This window comes from Streptomyces sp. R818 (genome assembly GCF_056172735.1).
Map to the genome: position 1 here is coordinate 515,111 of NZ_JAOCNE010000006.1, position 15,918 is coordinate 531,028.

18 protein-coding genes are annotated in these 15,918 nt (G+C 71.5%); 8 read left to right on the forward strand and 10 right to left on the reverse strand.

Going from position 1 to position 15,918, the window contains the following annotated elements; translation table 11 throughout:
- The first annotated feature begins 318 nt into the window (after positions 1-318).
- The 3 genes from groL to N5I75_RS18760 all read left to right on the forward strand — a co-directional run bounded on the left by groL (position 319) and on the right by N5I75_RS18760 (position 4,039).
- Positions 319-1,944 carry a chaperonin GroEL gene (groL, locus tag N5I75_RS18750; protein ID WP_476678962.1) on the forward strand — a complete coding sequence of 542 codons (1,626 nt, stop codon included), beginning with the start codon at positions 319-321 and terminating at the stop codon, positions 1,942-1,944.
- A gap of 142 nt (positions 1,945-2,086) precedes the next feature.
- Entirely contained in the window at positions 2,087-2,794 is a 708-nt protein-coding gene (locus N5I75_RS18755) for a DUF6215 domain-containing protein (RefSeq protein ID WP_476678964.1), read from the forward strand.
- A 75-nt stretch (positions 2,795-2,869) separates the two neighbouring features.
- On the forward strand, positions 2,870-4,039 hold the full coding sequence (locus tag N5I75_RS18760; protein ID WP_476678965.1) for a mannosyltransferase family protein: 1,170 nt from the start codon (positions 2,870-2,872) through the stop codon (positions 4,037-4,039).
- Positions 4,040-4,054: 15 nt separating this feature from the next.
- Here the strand turns inward: N5I75_RS18760 and N5I75_RS18765 are convergent, their stop codons facing one another.
- From N5I75_RS18765 to N5I75_RS18780, 4 genes are all read right to left on the reverse strand, one after another.
- Positions 4,055-4,333 carry a hypothetical protein gene (locus N5I75_RS18765; protein ID WP_476678967.1) on the reverse strand — a complete coding sequence of 93 codons (279 nt, stop codon included), beginning with the start codon at positions 4,331-4,333 and terminating at the stop codon, positions 4,055-4,057.
- Between the two features lie 58 nt (positions 4,334-4,391).
- Entirely contained in the window at positions 4,392-5,219 is an 828-nt protein-coding gene (locus N5I75_RS18770; protein WP_476678969.1) for a hypothetical protein, read from the reverse strand.
- Positions 5,220-5,486: 267 nt separating this feature from the next.
- The gene (locus N5I75_RS18775; protein ID WP_476678971.1) at positions 5,487-5,699 is read right to left on the reverse strand and encodes a DUF397 domain-containing protein; all 213 of its coding nucleotides are present in this window, start codon (positions 5,697-5,699) and stop codon (positions 5,487-5,489) included.
- Entirely contained in the window at positions 5,671-6,519 is an 849-nt protein-coding gene (locus N5I75_RS18780; protein WP_476678973.1) for a helix-turn-helix domain-containing protein, read from the reverse strand. The genes N5I75_RS18775 and N5I75_RS18780 overlap by 29 nt, the downstream gene beginning before the upstream one ends.
- A 115-nt stretch (positions 6,520-6,634) precedes the next feature.
- On the opposite strand from N5I75_RS18780, the gene N5I75_RS18785 reads away from it, so the two are divergent.
- The gene (locus N5I75_RS18785) at positions 6,635-6,853 is read left to right on the forward strand and encodes a hypothetical protein (protein WP_476678975.1); all 219 of its coding nucleotides are present in this window, start codon (positions 6,635-6,637) and stop codon (positions 6,851-6,853) included.
- Entirely contained in the window at positions 6,850-7,053 is a 204-nt protein-coding gene (locus N5I75_RS18790) for a hypothetical protein (protein ID WP_476678977.1), read from the forward strand. The genes N5I75_RS18785 and N5I75_RS18790 overlap by 4 nt, the downstream gene beginning before the upstream one ends.
- A gap of 15 nt (positions 7,054-7,068) precedes the next feature.
- On the opposite strand, the gene N5I75_RS18795 is transcribed toward N5I75_RS18790, so the two are convergent.
- The 3 genes from N5I75_RS18795 to N5I75_RS18805 all read right to left on the reverse strand — a co-directional run bounded on the left by N5I75_RS18795 (position 7,069) and on the right by N5I75_RS18805 (position 10,923).
- Positions 7,069-8,604: a PTS transporter subunit EIIC gene (locus N5I75_RS18795; protein ID WP_476678979.1), complete on the reverse strand. Its 1,536-nt coding sequence runs from the start codon at positions 8,602-8,604 to the stop codon at positions 7,069-7,071.
- Positions 8,605-8,637: 33 nt separating this feature from the next.
- A complete protein-coding gene (murQ, locus tag N5I75_RS18800) occupies positions 8,638-9,582 on the reverse strand; it encodes an N-acetylmuramic acid 6-phosphate etherase (RefSeq protein ID WP_476678981.1) in 945 nt (314 codons plus the stop codon).
- Positions 9,583-9,993: 411 nt separating this feature from the next.
- A complete protein-coding gene (locus tag N5I75_RS18805; RefSeq protein WP_476678982.1) occupies positions 9,994-10,923 on the reverse strand; it encodes a MurR/RpiR family transcriptional regulator in 930 nt (309 codons plus the stop codon).
- Between the two features lie 53 nt (positions 10,924-10,976).
- Here N5I75_RS18805 and N5I75_RS18810 point away from each other — a divergent pair, with 53 nt between their 5' ends.
- Together N5I75_RS18810 and N5I75_RS18815 are read left to right on the forward strand one after the other, a co-directional pair.
- Positions 10,977-11,357, forward strand: coding sequence for a hypothetical protein (locus N5I75_RS18810; protein ID WP_476678984.1), 381 nt, complete (start codon positions 10,977-10,979; stop codon positions 11,355-11,357).
- A 5-nt stretch (positions 11,358-11,362) separates the two neighbouring features.
- On the forward strand, positions 11,363-11,626 hold the full coding sequence (locus tag N5I75_RS18815; protein ID WP_476678986.1) for a DUF4031 domain-containing protein: 264 nt from the start codon (positions 11,363-11,365) through the stop codon (positions 11,624-11,626).
- A gap of 58 nt (positions 11,627-11,684) precedes the next feature.
- On the opposite strand, the gene N5I75_RS18820 is transcribed toward N5I75_RS18815, so the two are convergent.
- Positions 11,685-12,341 carry an HD domain-containing protein gene (locus N5I75_RS18820; RefSeq protein ID WP_476678988.1) on the reverse strand — a complete coding sequence of 219 codons (657 nt, stop codon included), beginning with the start codon at positions 12,339-12,341 and terminating at the stop codon, positions 11,685-11,687.
- A 30-nt stretch (positions 12,342-12,371) separates the two neighbouring features.
- Positions 12,372-12,560: a hypothetical protein gene (locus N5I75_RS18825; RefSeq protein ID WP_476678990.1), complete on the reverse strand. Its 189-nt coding sequence runs from the start codon at positions 12,558-12,560 to the stop codon at positions 12,372-12,374.
- 334 nt (positions 12,561-12,894) lie between these two features.
- On the opposite strand from N5I75_RS18825, the gene N5I75_RS18830 reads away from it, so the two are divergent.
- A complete protein-coding gene (locus N5I75_RS18830; protein ID WP_476679543.1) occupies positions 12,895-14,862 on the forward strand; it encodes a HelD family protein in 1,968 nt (655 codons plus the stop codon).
- A gap of 294 nt (positions 14,863-15,156) precedes the next feature.
- Here the strand turns inward: N5I75_RS18830 and N5I75_RS18835 are convergent, their stop codons facing one another.
- Positions 15,157-15,855, reverse strand: coding sequence for a copper homeostasis protein CutC (locus N5I75_RS18835; protein WP_476678992.1), 699 nt, complete (start codon positions 15,853-15,855; stop codon positions 15,157-15,159).
- Positions 15,856-15,918: the final 63 nt, after the last annotated feature.

Consider the following 15,918-nt stretch of genomic DNA (forward strand, 5'->3'; position numbering starts at 1 on the left):
GGGCCCTTCGTCGTGCCCGGCGCCCCTCGCGCGCTGTGCGCGCCCCCGCCCGATCTGTGGTAGCCGCTTGCGCCCGCCCGTCGCCCGACCACCACCCCTCAACGATCCCGCTTCGCGGGAGCACCTTGCACTCTCCGGGGTCGAGTGCTAATCATTGGGCTTAGCACTCTCCCAGTGAGAGTGACAGAACTTGGATCGGGTCGGTGAGGTCCGGGGGCCGGTGGGGCAAGGAACCACGAGGCTCGGGGGCCGTCCGTCGCGGGCACCAGCACGGTCCGTTTGCTTGCTTTTCCACCCCGTCCGGGAGGACCACTTCACATGGCCAAGATCATCGCGTTCGACGAGGAGGCACGGCGCGGCCTCGAGCGCGGCATGAACCAGCTCGCCGACGCCGTCAAGGTGACCCTGGGCCCCAAGGGTCGCAACGTCGTCCTCGAGAAGAAGTGGGGCGCCCCCACGATCACCAACGATGGTGTGTCCATCGCCAAGGAGATCGAGCTCGAGGACCCGTACGAGAAGATCGGCGCCGAGCTGGTCAAGGAGGTCGCGAAGAAGACGGACGACGTCGCCGGTGACGGCACGACGACCGCGACCGTCCTGGCCCAGGCCCTGGTGCGCGAGGGTCTGCGCAACGTGGCCGCCGGTGCCAACCCGATGGCCCTCAAGCGCGGCATCGAGAAGGCCGTCGAGGCCGTCTCCGCCGCCCTGCTCGAGCAGGCCAAGGATGTCGAGACCAAGGAGCAGATCGCTTCCACGGCCTCCATCTCCGCCGCCGACACCCAGATCGGCGAGCTCATCGCCGAGGCCATGGACAAGGTCGGCAAGGAAGGCGTCATCACCGTCGAGGAGTCCCAGACCTTCGGTCTGGAGCTGGAGCTCACCGAGGGTATGCGCTTCGACAAGGGCTACATCTCGGCGTACTTCGCCACCGACATGGAGCGGATGGAGGCGTCGCTCGACGACCCGTACATCCTCATCGTCAACTCCAAGATCGGCAACGTGAAGGACCTGCTCCCGCTCCTGGAGAAGGTCATGCAGTCGGGCAAGCCGCTGCTGATCATCGCCGAGGACGTCGAGGGCGAGGCCCTGTCGACCCTGGTCGTCAACAAGATCCGTGGCACCTTCAAGTCCGTCGCCGTCAAGGCCCCGGGCTTCGGTGACCGCCGCAAGGCCATGCTCGGCGACATCGCCATCCTCACCGGTGGCACCGTCATCTCCGAGGAGGTCGGCCTCAAGCTGGAGAACGCCGGTCTCGACCTGCTCGGTCGCGCCCGCAAGGTCGTCATCACCAAGGACGAGACGACGATCGTCGACGGCGCCGGTGACACCGACCAGGTCCAGGGCCGTGTCAACCAGATCCGTGCCGAGATCGAGAACAGCGACTCGGACTACGACCGCGAGAAGCTCCAGGAGCGTCTGGCGAAGCTGGCCGGCGGCGTGGCCGTCATCAAGGCCGGTGCCGCCACCGAGGTCGAGCTCAAGGAGCGCAAGCACCGCATCGAGGACGCCGTCCGCAACGCGAAGGCGGCCGTCGAGGAGGGCATCGTCGCCGGTGGTGGCGTGGCCCTGCTCCAGGCCTCCGCGGTCTTCGAGAAGCTGGAGCTCGACGGTGACGAGGCGACCGGCGCCAACGCCGTGAAGCTCGCCCTGGAGGCCCCGCTCAAGCAGATCGCCGTCAACGGTGGCCTTGAGGGTGGCGTCGTCGTGGAGAAGGTGCGCAACCTGGCCGTCGGCCACGGTCTGAACGCCGCCACGGGTGAGTACGTCGACATGATCGCCGAGGGCATCCTCGACCCGGCCAAGGTGACGCGCTCCGCGCTCCAGAACGCCGCGTCGATCGCCGCGCTGTTCCTCACCACCGAGGCCGTCATCGCCGACAAGCCGGAGAAGGCCGCTGCCGCGGGCGCTCCGGGCGGTATGCCGGGCGGTGACATGGACTTCTGATCCGGTTCGTTCCGGTTCAGCTCGTCTGTTCGTCCCGAGGGCGGCACTTCCTCTTCAGGAGGGGGTGCCGCCCTCGGGCGTTGTCGGGTTAAAGTCCCCGGGCACTTCACGGGGCAGGCATATGACAGAAGCGGGGGACGGTATGGGAGACGAAGGCGGCAGATCCGAGGACTCCTTCGCCTGGGGGCAGGCGGTGGCGGCCATAGCCGTCGTCGGAGCGCTGGGCCTCGGCCTCTGGGCGCAGCAACTGCGCACCGGGGACACGGCCTCGGGGCAGAGCGCGGCGGAGCCCGCCACCTGCTCGGACTACGACAAGGCGGACGGCGCGAAGAACAAGGCGGCGGGGCGGGTCTCGGGCGCCGAGCTGTGCGCGGCCCTCAACCGGAAGGACCTCGCGACCCTCCTCGGCACGCCCACCGAGATCCCCACCACCGCGTCGGGCAGCAACACCGCGATCACGATGGCGGGCGCCCGCAAGATCCCCACGCCGTCGGCGCGGATCGAGTTCGAGACGTACACCGTGACCCTCGAAGGCACCTACGACGACCATCCGGTCGCCCTCACCGCGGGCCTCTTCGACGACCCGCAGGAGAACCGCCGGTTCCACGGCCACCGCGCGGTGCTCTACGCCGACCGCACCCTCAACCTGCAGTTCAGGCTCGACGGCAGTGACTCAAGCAGCGGCCCTGGCGTGCCCGCCCGCGTGCTGTCGGTGGCGCAGGACGCCAAGGACTCGGGCGGCTCCTTCGAGCTGACGCTGTGGCGCGAGGACGGGGCCGTGCCGGACGACCGCGTGCTGTTCGACGTCGCCGAGCGGGTGCTGCCGACGATCCCCGGGTGGGCCTCCTGATTTTCCTCTCACACGTGTCACCCGGCGCCCTGAGGCGTCCCCCCACACCCCGCACACTCCGAACGGAGCTCCCGTATGTCCGCGGCCCTTCTGGAAGCGCCGTCCATATCCACCCGGCCCGCCGAGCCGCAGCAGCGCCGCCGGTCGAGACGGCCGCGGCTGAACCCGCTCGACCGGACCGTGCTGCGGATCTACCTGCTCACCCGGCTCGGGCTGCTCCTCACCGCGTACTGCGTGACCCGGCTCTTCCCCGCCTCCCCGGACACCAAGGAGGCCAGGCCGCTGCTCTCCGCGTTCCAGCAGTGGGACTGGGCGCACTACCGGTCCATAGCCGAGTTCGGCTACTTCCACACGCAGGACAACTCCGAGGCGTTCTTCCCCGGCTTCCCGCTCGCGCTGCGCGCCGTGCACATGGTCGTACCCGACTGGAACGCCGCCGGGCTGCTCATCTCGCTCGTGTCGGGCGGCGTCGCCGTGCTCGCCCTCGCCCGCATAGCCGGCCCGGTGCTAGGCGGCCGGACGGTGCTGCTCCTGCTGATGTCGCCGTGCGCCGTCTTCCTGGCCGCCGGGTACACCGAGTCGCTGTTCCTCGCGTTCGCCCTGCCCGCGTGGCTGGCGGCGCGGCGCGAGAAGTGGGCGCTCGCGGCGCTCCTCACCGCGACCGCGACGGCCGTCCGGGTCAGCGGGCTCTTCCTCGCGGCGGCGCTGCTCGTGCAGTTCCTCGTGGCGCACGGCCCCGGCCGGCGGTGGCGGCGGCTGCCCTGGCTGGCGCTGCCCGCCCTCGCCCCGCTCGCCTACTCGGCGTACCTGCACGCCGAGACCGGTGACTGGATGGCGTGGAAGCACGCGGAGGAACGCGGCTGGTACCGCACGTTCCACGCGCCGTGGGAGGCGTGGTCGCACACCTGGGACGCGGCCTTCGGCGGCGGCTACGCCACCGGGTACGCCGTCATGTGCCAGGCCGAACTCCTCGGGATGCTGCTCGGGCTCGGGCTGCTCGGGTGGCTGCTGCGCCGTCGCCGCTGGGCCGAGGCGACGTACGTCGCGCTGAGCCTGTGGGCGCTCGGCACGTCCTACTGGTACACATCGGTGCCGCGCGCGACGCTGCTCTGGTGGCCGCTGTGGATCGGCCTCGCCGCGTGGACGCTCCGCAGCCAGCGGGCGATGCACGCCTGCCTGTGCGTGCTCGCGCCGATGTCGACGTTGTACGCGGTGACGTTCCTGTCGGGCCGCTGGGCGGGGTAGCCGAGGCCGTCGCTTTCAGCGGAGCGGCGTCTCCTGGTAGCTCAGCCACGCGTCCCGGCCCGCCTGCGCCGCGCTCTGCGCCTGGTGGAAGGCGCGCGACGCCATCTCGCCCGGCGGCACCTCCCAGCTCCCGGTCCACGTGCGACCGGCCCGCACCAGCTCGTACGCGAGGACGCCGACGCCGACCGTCGAGACGAGCAGCCCGGCGCCCCACAGCGTGGCGCCTGTGGTGAGCCGCCGCTGGTTCGGCCGGAACTCCGTCCAGGAAATCTTCGAAAACGTACTGTCAGCCATGCAGCCAGGATGCGCGTGTGACGGCGGGGCCGCATGTGGAGCCGGGACCGGCGCGGTCTCACACCCGTGTCTCTTCGCGGCCGAAGGCCATGGCCCTGCGGATCTGCGTCGCGTGGCTCCGGACGGTCTCCGGGGCGAGGGTCGTCAGGGGCCTCGACGTGGGGTGCGCGCCTCGGCACAGGGAGCAGGTTCCGCCGGGCAGCAGCTCCGGGTGGCCGGGTGTGCCGCACGTGGAGCACTCGATCATGCGCAGGATCGGGCGGGCCGAGACCGGGGCCGGGGGCGGGAGCTTGTCGACGAGGCGCCGGTGCAGCAGGGCCGCCGGGCTGTGGACTCGCGCCGGGAGCCCTGCGGTCAGCGCGTGCCGCATGTCGTCCTCGCTCGCGCCCCGCGTGAACCACCTCTCCGCCTCCGGCGCGAGCCGCGCGCACTCCGCCGCCGACAGCGCCAGCGAGGGAGCGTGGCGGCCCAGCGCCGCGAGCAGCAGGAACGCGCGGGTCCGCGTCGGGCGCTGCGTGGGTTCGGCCTCTGCCGGTGTCTCCTCCGGTACGTCGCCCATCGCGTACGCCGTCCACCACGCGTCGCCCCTCGCGGTCCGGGAGAACCACGTCCGCGTCACCCAGCGCGCACTGCCCGACCCGTGCACATGCTCGCGCCCGCGCCGCAAGTGTCCGGCTCGCTGGAGGTTGTTGAGCGCCGTACGCATCGCCGCCTGGCCGTACGGGAGGCAGCGCGAAAGAAGCTTCACCGACATCTCCGAGCCGTCGGGCAGCCGGTCGATGAACCCGGCGATGTGCGCTTCCCGCTCGGGGAGGTGGGTGAAGTCGTGCCCTGTGCGGGGCTGTTGCTCGGGTGCGGAACGTTTTCCGTAACCCGGGTTCGCCATTGGGTGCGACGGGGTGGGGGCGGCACTAAACTCGGCGTCAGCCATGAGGATCTCCTGGAAAGATCTTCGTTGGTTAGGCCCCCGCGTGTGTTTGCAGCACCGCGGGGGTTGTTCGTTATCCGGTGACGTTAGGGCTTGGTCACCCTGCGTGGCAAGCCGGTCCCGGAAAGTGCCCGGTGTGGCGAACGCGCAGGGAGGGAGGGTGGGTTGAGACCCACCCCCCAATCCCTACAAGCAGCGCTCGGGCCTCGGGGCTTGAGCCCCGGGTCAGCCCCGCCGCAGGTCGGCGACGAACGCGGACCAGCTCTCCGCCCGGAGCACGAGCCTCGGGCCGGCCGGGTTCTTGGAGTCGCGGACCGGGACGATTCCGGGGAGGTCGGTGGTGACTTCCAGGCAGTCGCCGCCGCTGCCGCCGCTGTAGGAGGACTTTCGCCAAGTGGCCGAGGTCAGGTCAGGCGCGGGGATCGTCGTGATCTTCATATGCGTAATCCTCCGCCACTGATGTGATCAGGGCCAGGGATTGCTTCGGCGTGAGCGCTTCGGCCCTGAGTAGATCGTAGGACAGGTGGTGGCGCGCGACGGTCGCCGGATCGTCCACCAGTTGCCCGACGTCGGACGCCTCGATGAAGGACAGCGGGGGCGCGTCGTCGAAGTGCATGATCTTGAGCGGGCCGTCCAGCGACGCGTGCGCGCCCGCCGCGAATGGCACTACCTGCACGATGATCCGGCGCTTCTGCGCCAGGGTGGCGACGTGGGAGAGCGCCTCCGCCATCACGGCGGAGCCGCCCACAGGTCGTCGCAGGGCGGCCTCGTCAAGGACGGTCCACAACAACGGTTTTGCTGGGTTGTCGAGGATGTGCGCGCGCTCCATGCGAGTGGCCACCAGGTTGTCGATGACCTCGTTCGGCGCTGTCGGCTGGTAGGCCAGGAAGACCGCGCGGGCGTAGGCCGGGGTCTGTAGCAGCCCTGGAATCAGCAGCGCCTGGTACTGCCTGATCTCGATCGCCAGGGCCTCCGCCTCGGCGGCCTCCGCGAAGTGCTCGGGGTGTTTTGATGCGTTCGCCTTGACGCAATGGCGTACGAAAAAGCTCCCCATGCCCAGGGTCTCGTCCAGGCGCGGCGCCATGTCCGGCAGGACGCGTCGCGTACCCGCCTCCATCTGGCCGATGTAGGAGCCGCTCACGAACAGGCGCTCGCCCAGCGCTTGTTGGGTGAGGCCCGCTCTTTCGCGGGCGTGGCGGAGTTCTTCGCCGATCATGACGCGGCGCGCGGCGGGGTCGAGGTCCTTGGGTCCGGTCATCTGCATCAGCTCCGGTGCAGCAGGTGCGGCTGTTGGGGGGTGCCCCCTGGCCAGCGTAGGGATTCAGCCATCACGCTGTGTGGTGAAAGCGCAACTTGGCGTGAAGGAGTGGAGCATGGTGGTGCGGGATGCGGAGCGGTTGCGGGTGGTGGAGGACGCGATCGAGCAATTGCGGGCGGAGCTGGGGGTGTTGGGTGTGACGCTGCCGTCGCTGCGGGTGGACGCGGTGTCGGCGGCGGGGGATGTCGCGTATCCGCTGGTGAACCTCGGGTGCGTCAACCTGGACATGACGCTGCGGATGGTGGCGGTGCTGCACGAGAGGAACGTGCGATGAGCCTCGGCCCGTATGTGATCGACACCCGGGACGGGCGCGTCGGGCAGGTGATGGCGCGCGACGGCGGGTTCCTGCAACTGCGGCCACCGGGCGGCGGGGTCGAGTGGGACTGCCCGCCGGAGGCGGTGACGCCCGCGCCCGTGCTCGATGAGCTACGGGCGCGGGTCCGGGTCGTCAATCAGGAGGGGCGACTGCCCTGAGCGGGCGTGGCCGGGTCAGACCTTGGCCGGGGCGGGCGGGGCCGGGGTGGTCGCGCCGGGGGCGGACTCGGCGCGGGCCGTCGGGGACTCGCCCGCGTCCACGTCCTGGTTCAGCTCGGAGAGCATCTGCTTGCTGAAGCCGAAGAAGTACGTGGCCAGGAAGCCGACCGCGTAGCCGATGAGGAGGCCGCCGCCGTAGATGAGGCAGGTCGTGCCGAGGCCGTGGTTGCCCTTGAGGAGGGGGAACAGGGCCCAGCCGGACGGGCCGATCGCCGTCGAGCCGACCTTCGTGCCGAGCATCGAGAAGAGTCCGACGAACGCGCCGCCCGCCGCGCCGCCGACGCACGCCGTGATGAAAGGGCGGCCCAGGGGGAGCGAGACACCGTAGATGAGGGGTTCGCCGACGCCCAGGAAACCGGCGGGCAGCGCCGACTTGATCGTCGTACGGATCGACTTGTTGTGCCTGAGCCGCTTGAAGACCGCGATCGCGCAGCCGACCTGGCCCGCGCCCGCCATCGCCAGGATCGGGAGGAGGACCGTGTAACCCTGCTGCTCGATCAGAGTGGTGTGGATGGGGATCAGGGCCTGGTGGAGGCCCAGCATGACCAAGGGGAGGAACAGGCCGCCCAGGACGAGGCCCGCGAACGCGCCCGTGTTGTCCAGGAGCCAGTTCGCCGCCGTGCCGATGCCGGTGGAGACCTCACCGGCGACGTACATCAGACCGAAGATCGTGACCAGACCGGAGACGAGGACCGTCAGGGTGGGCGTGACCAGGACGTCCACCGCCTCCGGCACCCACTTGCGGCACCACTTCTCCACGTACACCGCGAGGACCGCCGCGCCGAGCGCGCCCAGGACACCGCCCTGGCCGGGGCTCAGCTTCTGGCCGAACGCCGAGATGTTCGCGACGCCCGCGTACACGATGATCGCCGCGACCGCGCCGCCGAGGATCGGGGTGCCGCCGAACTCCTTCGCCGTGTTGTAGCCGACGAACACCGCGATCAGCGCCATGAAGCCGGAGGCGATCGCGGCGAGGGCGGGGGTGACGCCCGGCAGCCACTCCAGGTTGATCAGCAGGCCGTTGATGCCGGCGATGATGCCGCAGCCGATCAGGGCCGGGATCAGCGGAACGAAGATGTTGGCGATGCGGCGCAGGAAGAGCTTGAAGGGCGTGGCGTTCTTCGCCTTGCGGGCCGCCCGCAGCTCGGCGCCCTGGGCGGCGAGTTCGTCGGCGGTCGTGCTGTGCGCGGGGGTGGAGCTGTGCGCGGGGGCGGAGGCCGGGGCTTGCGCCCTCTCCTCCTCCACCAGCGCCTCGAACTCCGGCGTCACCCGGGCGACCTTCCCCGGGCCGAGGACGATCTGGTACGTCTCGTCCTCGACCACGCCCATGACGTCGGGCAGCGCCTTCAGCGCCTCGTCCTGGACGAGTGAACGGTCCGCCAGACCCAGCCGGAGCCGGGTCATGCAGTGGACGACGGAGGTGACGTTCGCGGCGCCGCCCACAAGAGGGAGGATCGAGGCCGCCACGTCGCGGTTCTTGTTCTCAGCCATGGTGCGTGCTGCCTTGCTGTGCGGTGGTTCGGTTCAGGGGGTGGTCTTGGTCGCCGCGGCGAGCGCCGCGCGCAGGTGGCCGTCGGACTCGGCCAGGAGACGGGCCGCCGTCTCCCCGTCGACCTCGCCGAGCACGACGAGGATCGCGTTCTTCACCTCCCCGTCCGTCGCGGCGAGCGCGGCCTCGATGACGGCGTCGTCGGCGCCCGTGGCCAGGGAGACGATGCGGCGGGAGCGGGCCCGCAGCTTCTCGTTCGACGCGCGTACGTCGACCATCAGGTTTCCGTACGTCTTGCCGAGCCGGATCATGGTGATCGTCGACAGCATGTTGAGGACGAGCTTCTGGGCGGTGCCCGCCTTGAGGCGGGTCGAGCCGGTGAGCAGCTCGGGGCCGACGACCACCTCGATGCCGTGGTCCGCCGCCGCCGCGAGGGCGCTGTCCGCGTTGCAGGACAGGCCGATGGTCAGGGCGCCGACGCTCGTGCGCGCGTGCTCGACGGCGCCGATCGCGTACGGGGTGCGGCCCGAGGCCGAGATGCCCACGACGATGTCGTTCTCGGTGAGGTCGAGCGCGGTCAGGTCTTCTGCCGCCAGGTCCTTGGAGTCCTCGGCGCCTTCCACTGCCGTGATCATCGCGGAGGGGCCGCCCGCGATCAGGCCGACGACCTCGCCGGGGGTGGTGTTGAAGGTGGGCGGGCACTCGGAGGCGTCGAGCACGCCGAGGCGGCCTGCCGTGCCCGCGCCGGTGTAGATCAGGCGGCCGCCGCGGGACATGCGGTCCGCCGTGCCGTCGATCGCGGCGGCGATCTGGGGGAGCTGGGCCGCCACGGCGGTGGGGACCGTGGCGTCCTCACCGTTCATGATCTGGGCGATCTCCAGGGTGGAGCGCTGGTCGATCTCGGCGAGTTCCGGGCGGAAGGCCTCTGTGGTGAGGGTGGCGAGCTGGGCCTGCAGGGCGGTGTAGTCCGTGGTCGTCATTGGGGGGCGGCTCTTTCCGGTACGGAGGGTTGTGGTCGGGTGCGGCTCGCTTTGTGGCCGGTCGCGCAGTTCCCCGCGCCCCTGGAATGCGCACTCCGTGCGGCATTCGTCGGCCGTCGGTCGGGTGCGGCTCGCGTCGTGGCTGGTCGCGCAGTTCCCCGCGCCCCCGAGTGCGCACTTCGTGCGGCACTCCTGCCGTCTTCGCGTGCGGGTCGCGTCGTGGCTGGTCGCGCAGTTCCTCGCGCCCCTTGAGTGCGCACTTCGTGCGCCGTCTCAGAGGGGCGCGCGTGATGCGTGGCCTAGGGGGCTGCGGCGAAGCCGCATGCTCCAGGGGCGCGGGGAACTGCGCGACCAGCCACGACGGTGGGGGAGTCGGGTGAATGCCTCCGGGGGCTGGGCGGTGACCCGGGTTCATGACCTGGACGCTCGTGGCGCCGCGCGATGCCGGTGGGCCAAGGCCTCGTAGGACGCCGAGAGCGCCGGGGCCGCTGTTTCGTAGGAGCGCTGGGCCACGCCCACGAACAGGCAGTCCACCACCAGGAGCTGGCTCGTCCGGGACGACATCGCCGCGGGACGCAGCTCGCTTTCCCGGGCGATGGAGGTCGTCAGGACGTGGTCCGCGTACTGGGAGACCGGCCCGTCCGGACGGCCGGTGATCGCGATCGTCGTGGCGCCGTGCTCGAACGCGACGCGGAGGGGCTCGATCACGTCGCCCGTCGCCCCCGAGTGCGTGATCGAGACCGCCACATCCCCCGAGCGGAGCGTCACCGCATTCGTGATCGCCAGGTGCGGGTCCGAGTGCGCGTGCGCCACCTGTCCTATGCGGAGCAGTTTCTGGGCCAGGTCCTGGGCGACCAGCCCGGACGCCCCGACCCCGTACACGTCGACGCGCCGGGCCCCGGCAAGCGCGCTCACCGCTGCGGCCAGCTGCACCGTGTCAAGCCCCGCCGCGGTGTCGGCCAGCGTCTGCTGCTCGTCGTAGGCCAGCTTCGCGACCACGTCCGCTATCGGGTCGTCGACCGCGATGTCGGCCGTGACGGCGGGCGCCCGGCCCGACTGCTGCTGGGCGGCGAGCCCGGCGAGGGCGAGGCGCAGGTCGCGGTAGCCCGGGTAGCCGAGGATGCGGGCGGTGCGGACCACCGTCGCCTCGCTCGTGCTGGTGAGCTCGGCGAGGCCGGTGACGGTGAGGGCGGCGCAGCCGGCCGGATCGGCGGCGACGGCCTCGGCGACCCGCTGCATGGAGCGGGTCATCGACGGCGCGAGCGTGCGCACCTTGGCGGCGAGGGCCGCGGGCGCGGGCGGCGCATCGCTTGAGAAACTTTCCTTCACGTCATTGCTCACGGCTGAAAGATATTTTCAAATACCGGAGGGGTCAAGAGGCGCACAATTGATGCATGGACACCATCAGCCCCCTGGAGCAGGCCCTGCACGCGGCCCGCGCACTCGTGCTCGCGGACCTGAAGGCGGCGGACGTCGCCGACCCGGACGTCGTCTCGCTCGTCGAGGAGTCGATCGCGTCCCGCCGCTGGTGGGTCGAGCAGTGGCCGGACGGTGTGGAGTACGTCTCCGGGCTCGTCGCGCAGGACGTGAAGGACGGGCTCCTTGAGCGGCACGGGCGCTGGCCGCTCTGCCCCGTGTGCGGGCCGGGCTCGGGCGCGGAGGGCCCGCACGCCCTGGACGTCGAGCCGGAACTGGGCGCCGACCCGCACTGGGTGTGCTCGGAGGCGGGCGTGGTGGTCGCGCCGGTGGGGTCGCTCGGCGCGGTCGGCCGGTGACGCCGGTGACCGTGTACATCGACCCGCCGACCTGGCCCGGCCACGGCCGCATGTGGTCGCACCTGGTCAGCGACGTGTCGTTCGACGAACTCCACGCCTTCGCCGAGCGCTTGGGCGCCCCGCGCCGCGCCTTCGAACGCGACCACTACGACATCCCGTCGCACCGCTACGAGGACGCGGTGCGGGCCGGGGCCGTCGCGGTCGGCTCGAAGGAACTGGTCCGCAGGATCACGGAGGCGGGGCTGCGGCGGCCGAAGCATCCCCGGTAGGTCAGGGACGGTCCGAGGTCAGCAGGTCAGCAGGTCAGCAGGTCAGCGGGTCAGCGCGTCAGCGGGTCAGCAGGTCGAGTTCCGTCGTCAGGTTGTCGCGGGCCGGGGACTCCCAGTGCGCCGCGCCGTGCGGCGTGCGGAACAGGCGGGGCAGGGCGAGGAGTTGGCGCAGGACCGCGGCGCGGCCCTCGCGGAACGCCTCGTCGGGCACGAAGGCGTACTCCGCGCGGACCGCCTTCGTGTACGCGGCGTACGCCTCCGGGGGCGAGGCGAGGATGGCCAGGTCGGCGTCGCACAGGGTCTCGCCGTTGGTGTCGCCGTCGGCCGGGTCGTGGCCGACCGTGAGCCGGACCAGGCGCGCGACCTCCGCGACCGCCGCCTCCGGCAGACCCGCCTCCGTCAGCGCGCGTTCGGCGAGCGCCGCCGAGCGCTCCTCGTTCTCGGAGCGGTCCGGGCGGTACACCGCGTCGTGGAACCAGGCGGCGAGCCGCACCAGCGCGGGGTCGTCGGCGTGGTCCGCGAGGACGTCGACGCGGGCCAGGACGGCCGTCAGGTGCTCGGTGGTGTGGTACTTGCGCTGAGGCTCGGCCCAGCGGGACAGCAGGTTGTCGGCGTACGGGTACGGGTCGAGGTCCGTCGCCCCGGCGCTTGCCGCGCGCAGGGCGCGGGCCCAGTGCTCACGCAGTTCCTGTGGGTCCTCGTACGGGGTGGTCATGGCCCGAACCCTAGAGCCTGGAGGCCGGTGTCAGTGGTGGCGGACCACGCCCGCGTCCCGGTACAGCGTGCTGTCGGTGTCGCCCAGGACGACGACCGAGAACACCGCCGAGGCGAACGCCCGGACGGCCCGCGCGGCGTCGCCGACGCGGTGCGGACGGGGGGCTCCGGTCGTCGCCGAGGCGCCGGAGGGGGCCGTGGTGCAGGTCGCTGTGCTCATGTATCCATCATGCGAATCCGGGCATACCCGCACATCGGTCCCGGGAGGGAACCCGGGTACGACCTGCGGGGGATGCCGACCCTGAGGGACCCCGGGGAAAAGTGTTGGCCCCGGCCATGGGGCGTCCCGTACACTCGCGCGTCTGCCCGCCTCCCTTCACCGCGTCGCGGTCGCCGAAGCCGGAGCGCCGCCGGCCGGACGGAAACCGGCCGGATCTCCCACCCGCGTACCCGCGTATCCGCGTACCCGTAGCCGGAGGCAACCCGTGAGCACGTCCACGCCGCTCGACCGTGAGCGCGCGCATCTCCATTCGTCCCGCGCCGCCCTGCGCGCCATGCGCGAGGACGCCGAGTCGCTCGACATCCGCGACGTCACCGCGAACTGGGTCAACGCCGAGGTGCTCCAGCGCCAGATCGACGACCGGATCAAGGCGCTCGCCGACCTCAGCCACACCCCGCTCTTCTTCGGCCGCCTCGACTACCTGCACGCACCCGGCGTCGACCTCGCCGAAGGCGCCGACGGCGAGCAGTTCTACATCGGGCGGCGGCACGTGCACGACGCCGAGGGCGACCCGATGGTCATCGACTGGCGCGCCCCCGTCTCGCAGCCGTTCTACCGGGCCTCGAAGAAGGACCCGATGGACGTCGCGCTGCGCCGCCGGTTCGGTTACACCGGCGGCGAGCTGAGCGCGTACGAGGACGAGCACCTCTCCGACCCGGACGAGGCCGAGCGCACCAGCAAGCTGCTCCAGCAGGAGATCGAGCGGCCCCGCGTCGGCCCGATGCGGGACATCGTCGCCACGATCCAACCCGAGCAGGACGAGATCGTGCGCAGCGGGCTCGCCGGATCGGTGTGCGTCCAGGGTGGTCCGGGGACCGGGAAGACGGCGGTCGGCCTGCACCGGGTCGCCTATCTGCTGTACGCGCACCGCGAGCGGCTCGCCCGCACCGGGACGCTCGTCATCGGGCCGAACGCGTCCTTCCTCCACTACATCGAGCAAGTGCTGCCCGCGCTCGGCGAGTTGGAGGTCAAGCAGGCGACCGTCGACGACCTCGTGGGGACGCACGTGGAGGTGCGGGGCGTCGACAGCGCCGAAGCGGCCCTCGTGAAGGGGGACGCGCGGATGGCGGAGGTCGTGCGGCGGGCGCTGCGGTCGCACATCACGATGCCGGACGAGGGGGTCGTGGTCGTCCGCGGATCGCGCCGGTGGCGGGTCGCCTCGTACGAACTGGAGGAGATCGTCCGCGAGTTGATGGCCCGCGACATGCGGTACGGGGCCGCGCGCGACGCCCTCTCGCAGCGCATCGCGCACGCCGTGCTCGTCCAGATGGAGCGGGCGGGGGAGGCGCCGGACGACCGGGTGCAGGACGCGGTCGCGCGGAACGCGGCGGTCAAGGCCGTGGTGAAGGCGGTCTGGCCGGCCGTCGACCCGGCCAAGCTCGTGCTGCGGCTGCTGTCCGACGCGGAGTTCCTGGCGGAGCACGCGGAGGGTGTGCTGAGCGGGGACGAGCAGAAGGCCGTGCTGTGGGAGAAGCCCGCGCGGAGCGTGAAAAGCGCCAAGTGGTCCGTCGCGGACGCGGTGCTCATCGACGAGGCGAGCGATCTCGTCGCCCGTACGCACTCGCTCGGGCATGTCGTTCTCGACGAGGCGCAGGATCTGTCGCCGATGCAGTACCGGGCGGTGGGGCGGCGGGCGACGACCGGGTCCGTGACCGTGCTCGGGGATCTGGCGCAGGGGACGACGCCGTGGGCGACGCGGAGCTGGGGTGAGGCGCTGGAGCACCTCGGCAAGCCGGACGCGGTGATCGAGGAACTGACGGCCGGGTTCCGCGTCCCGACGGATGTCATCCGGTACGCGTCCCGGCTGCTTCCGTCGATCGCGCCGGGGCTGGCGCCGGTGGAGTCGGTTCGTGAGAACCCGGGGGCGTTCGAGGTGCGTGCGGTGGCGGGGGCGGAGGGGGTGGTCGGGGCGTGTGTCGAGCTGCTGCGGCATGAGGGGTCGGTGGGGCTCATCGCGGCGGATGGGCGGTGCGCTGCGCTGGCTGAGGCGTTGGCGGGGGCGGGCCTGTCGTTTCTGGCCCCGGGCGAGGAAACGACGGCGGAGGCCCGTCTGACCCTGGTTCCGGCGTCCCTGGCGAAGGGGTTGGAGTACGACTACGTGGTCCTGGACGATCCGGCGTCGATCGTCGCTGGGGAGCCGGACGAACGCACAGGCCTCCGGCGGTTGTATGTGTCGCTGACCCGCGCGGTATCGGGCCTGTTGGTAACCCACACGACCCCACTACCGCTCCATCTGGCCTGACCCCCATCGCCGTAGGGCTTCCCCTTGGGGGCGGCCGCGCGTCGCGTCGTGGCTGGTCGCGCAGTTCCCCGCGCCCCTGAAGCATGCGGCTCCGCCGCAGCTTCATGGAGGGCCGCGTCACGCGCGCCTCACTGAGATGGCGCACGAAGTGCGCATCTCAGGGGCGCGGGGAACTGCGCGACCAGCCACGACGAGAGTCGCGCCCGAAAATCAACCGAAGAATGCCGCACGCAGTGCGCATTCCAGGGCCCGCGGTCGAGGACGGGGGTGCGTGGTGGCGGGCACCCGCTGGGGTCACGCGTCCAGGGTCTCGCGCCAGACCCGGACCGCTTCCGGCGAGACCGGGCCGTTCCAGCCGTCGGGGCGGGACGCGCCGCCGATGTGGAAGGCCGTGATGCCCGCGGCTCGTAGGCCCGCTACATGTTCCAGGCGCAGGCCGCCGCCCACCAGGAGCTGCTGCTCATACCCGGGGTCACCGGAGCGCGCCGCCTCGGCGACCAGGACGCCGAGCCCGGCGTCGACCCCCTCCGAGGACCCGGCGGTCAGATACGTGTCGAGGCCGGGCAGAAACGCCAGCTGCTTGCGCAGGGCATCCCGATCGGCGGCCCGGTCGATGGCCCGGTGGAACGTCCACCGGCATCCGTCCAGCTCACCCACGATCGCCTCGACAGCCGCGAGGTCGACCCCGCCCTGCTCGTCGAGGAACCCGAGCACGAACTCCTCCGCCCCCTCGCCGCGCAGCGCCCGAGCCGCCCCCACCAGCTCCCCGACCCGCGCGGAGCCCCCCGCCGAGAAGCCGTCCGAGAGCCGCAGCATCACGCGCAGCGGGATGTCCACGGCGGCGCGGATCGCCGCGAACGTCTCCACCGACGGCGTCAGACCGTCCGCCGCCATGTCGGTGACCAGCTCCAGGCGGTCCGCGCCCCCGGCCTGGGCCGCGGTCGCGTCCTGGGCGTCGAGGGCGATCACCTCCAGGACTGCGCGCTCGCTCATCGGGCTCCCGTCGTCTTCGTCACGTCGTCACACAAGGTCTAGGCACACAGGTCTAGTCCAATA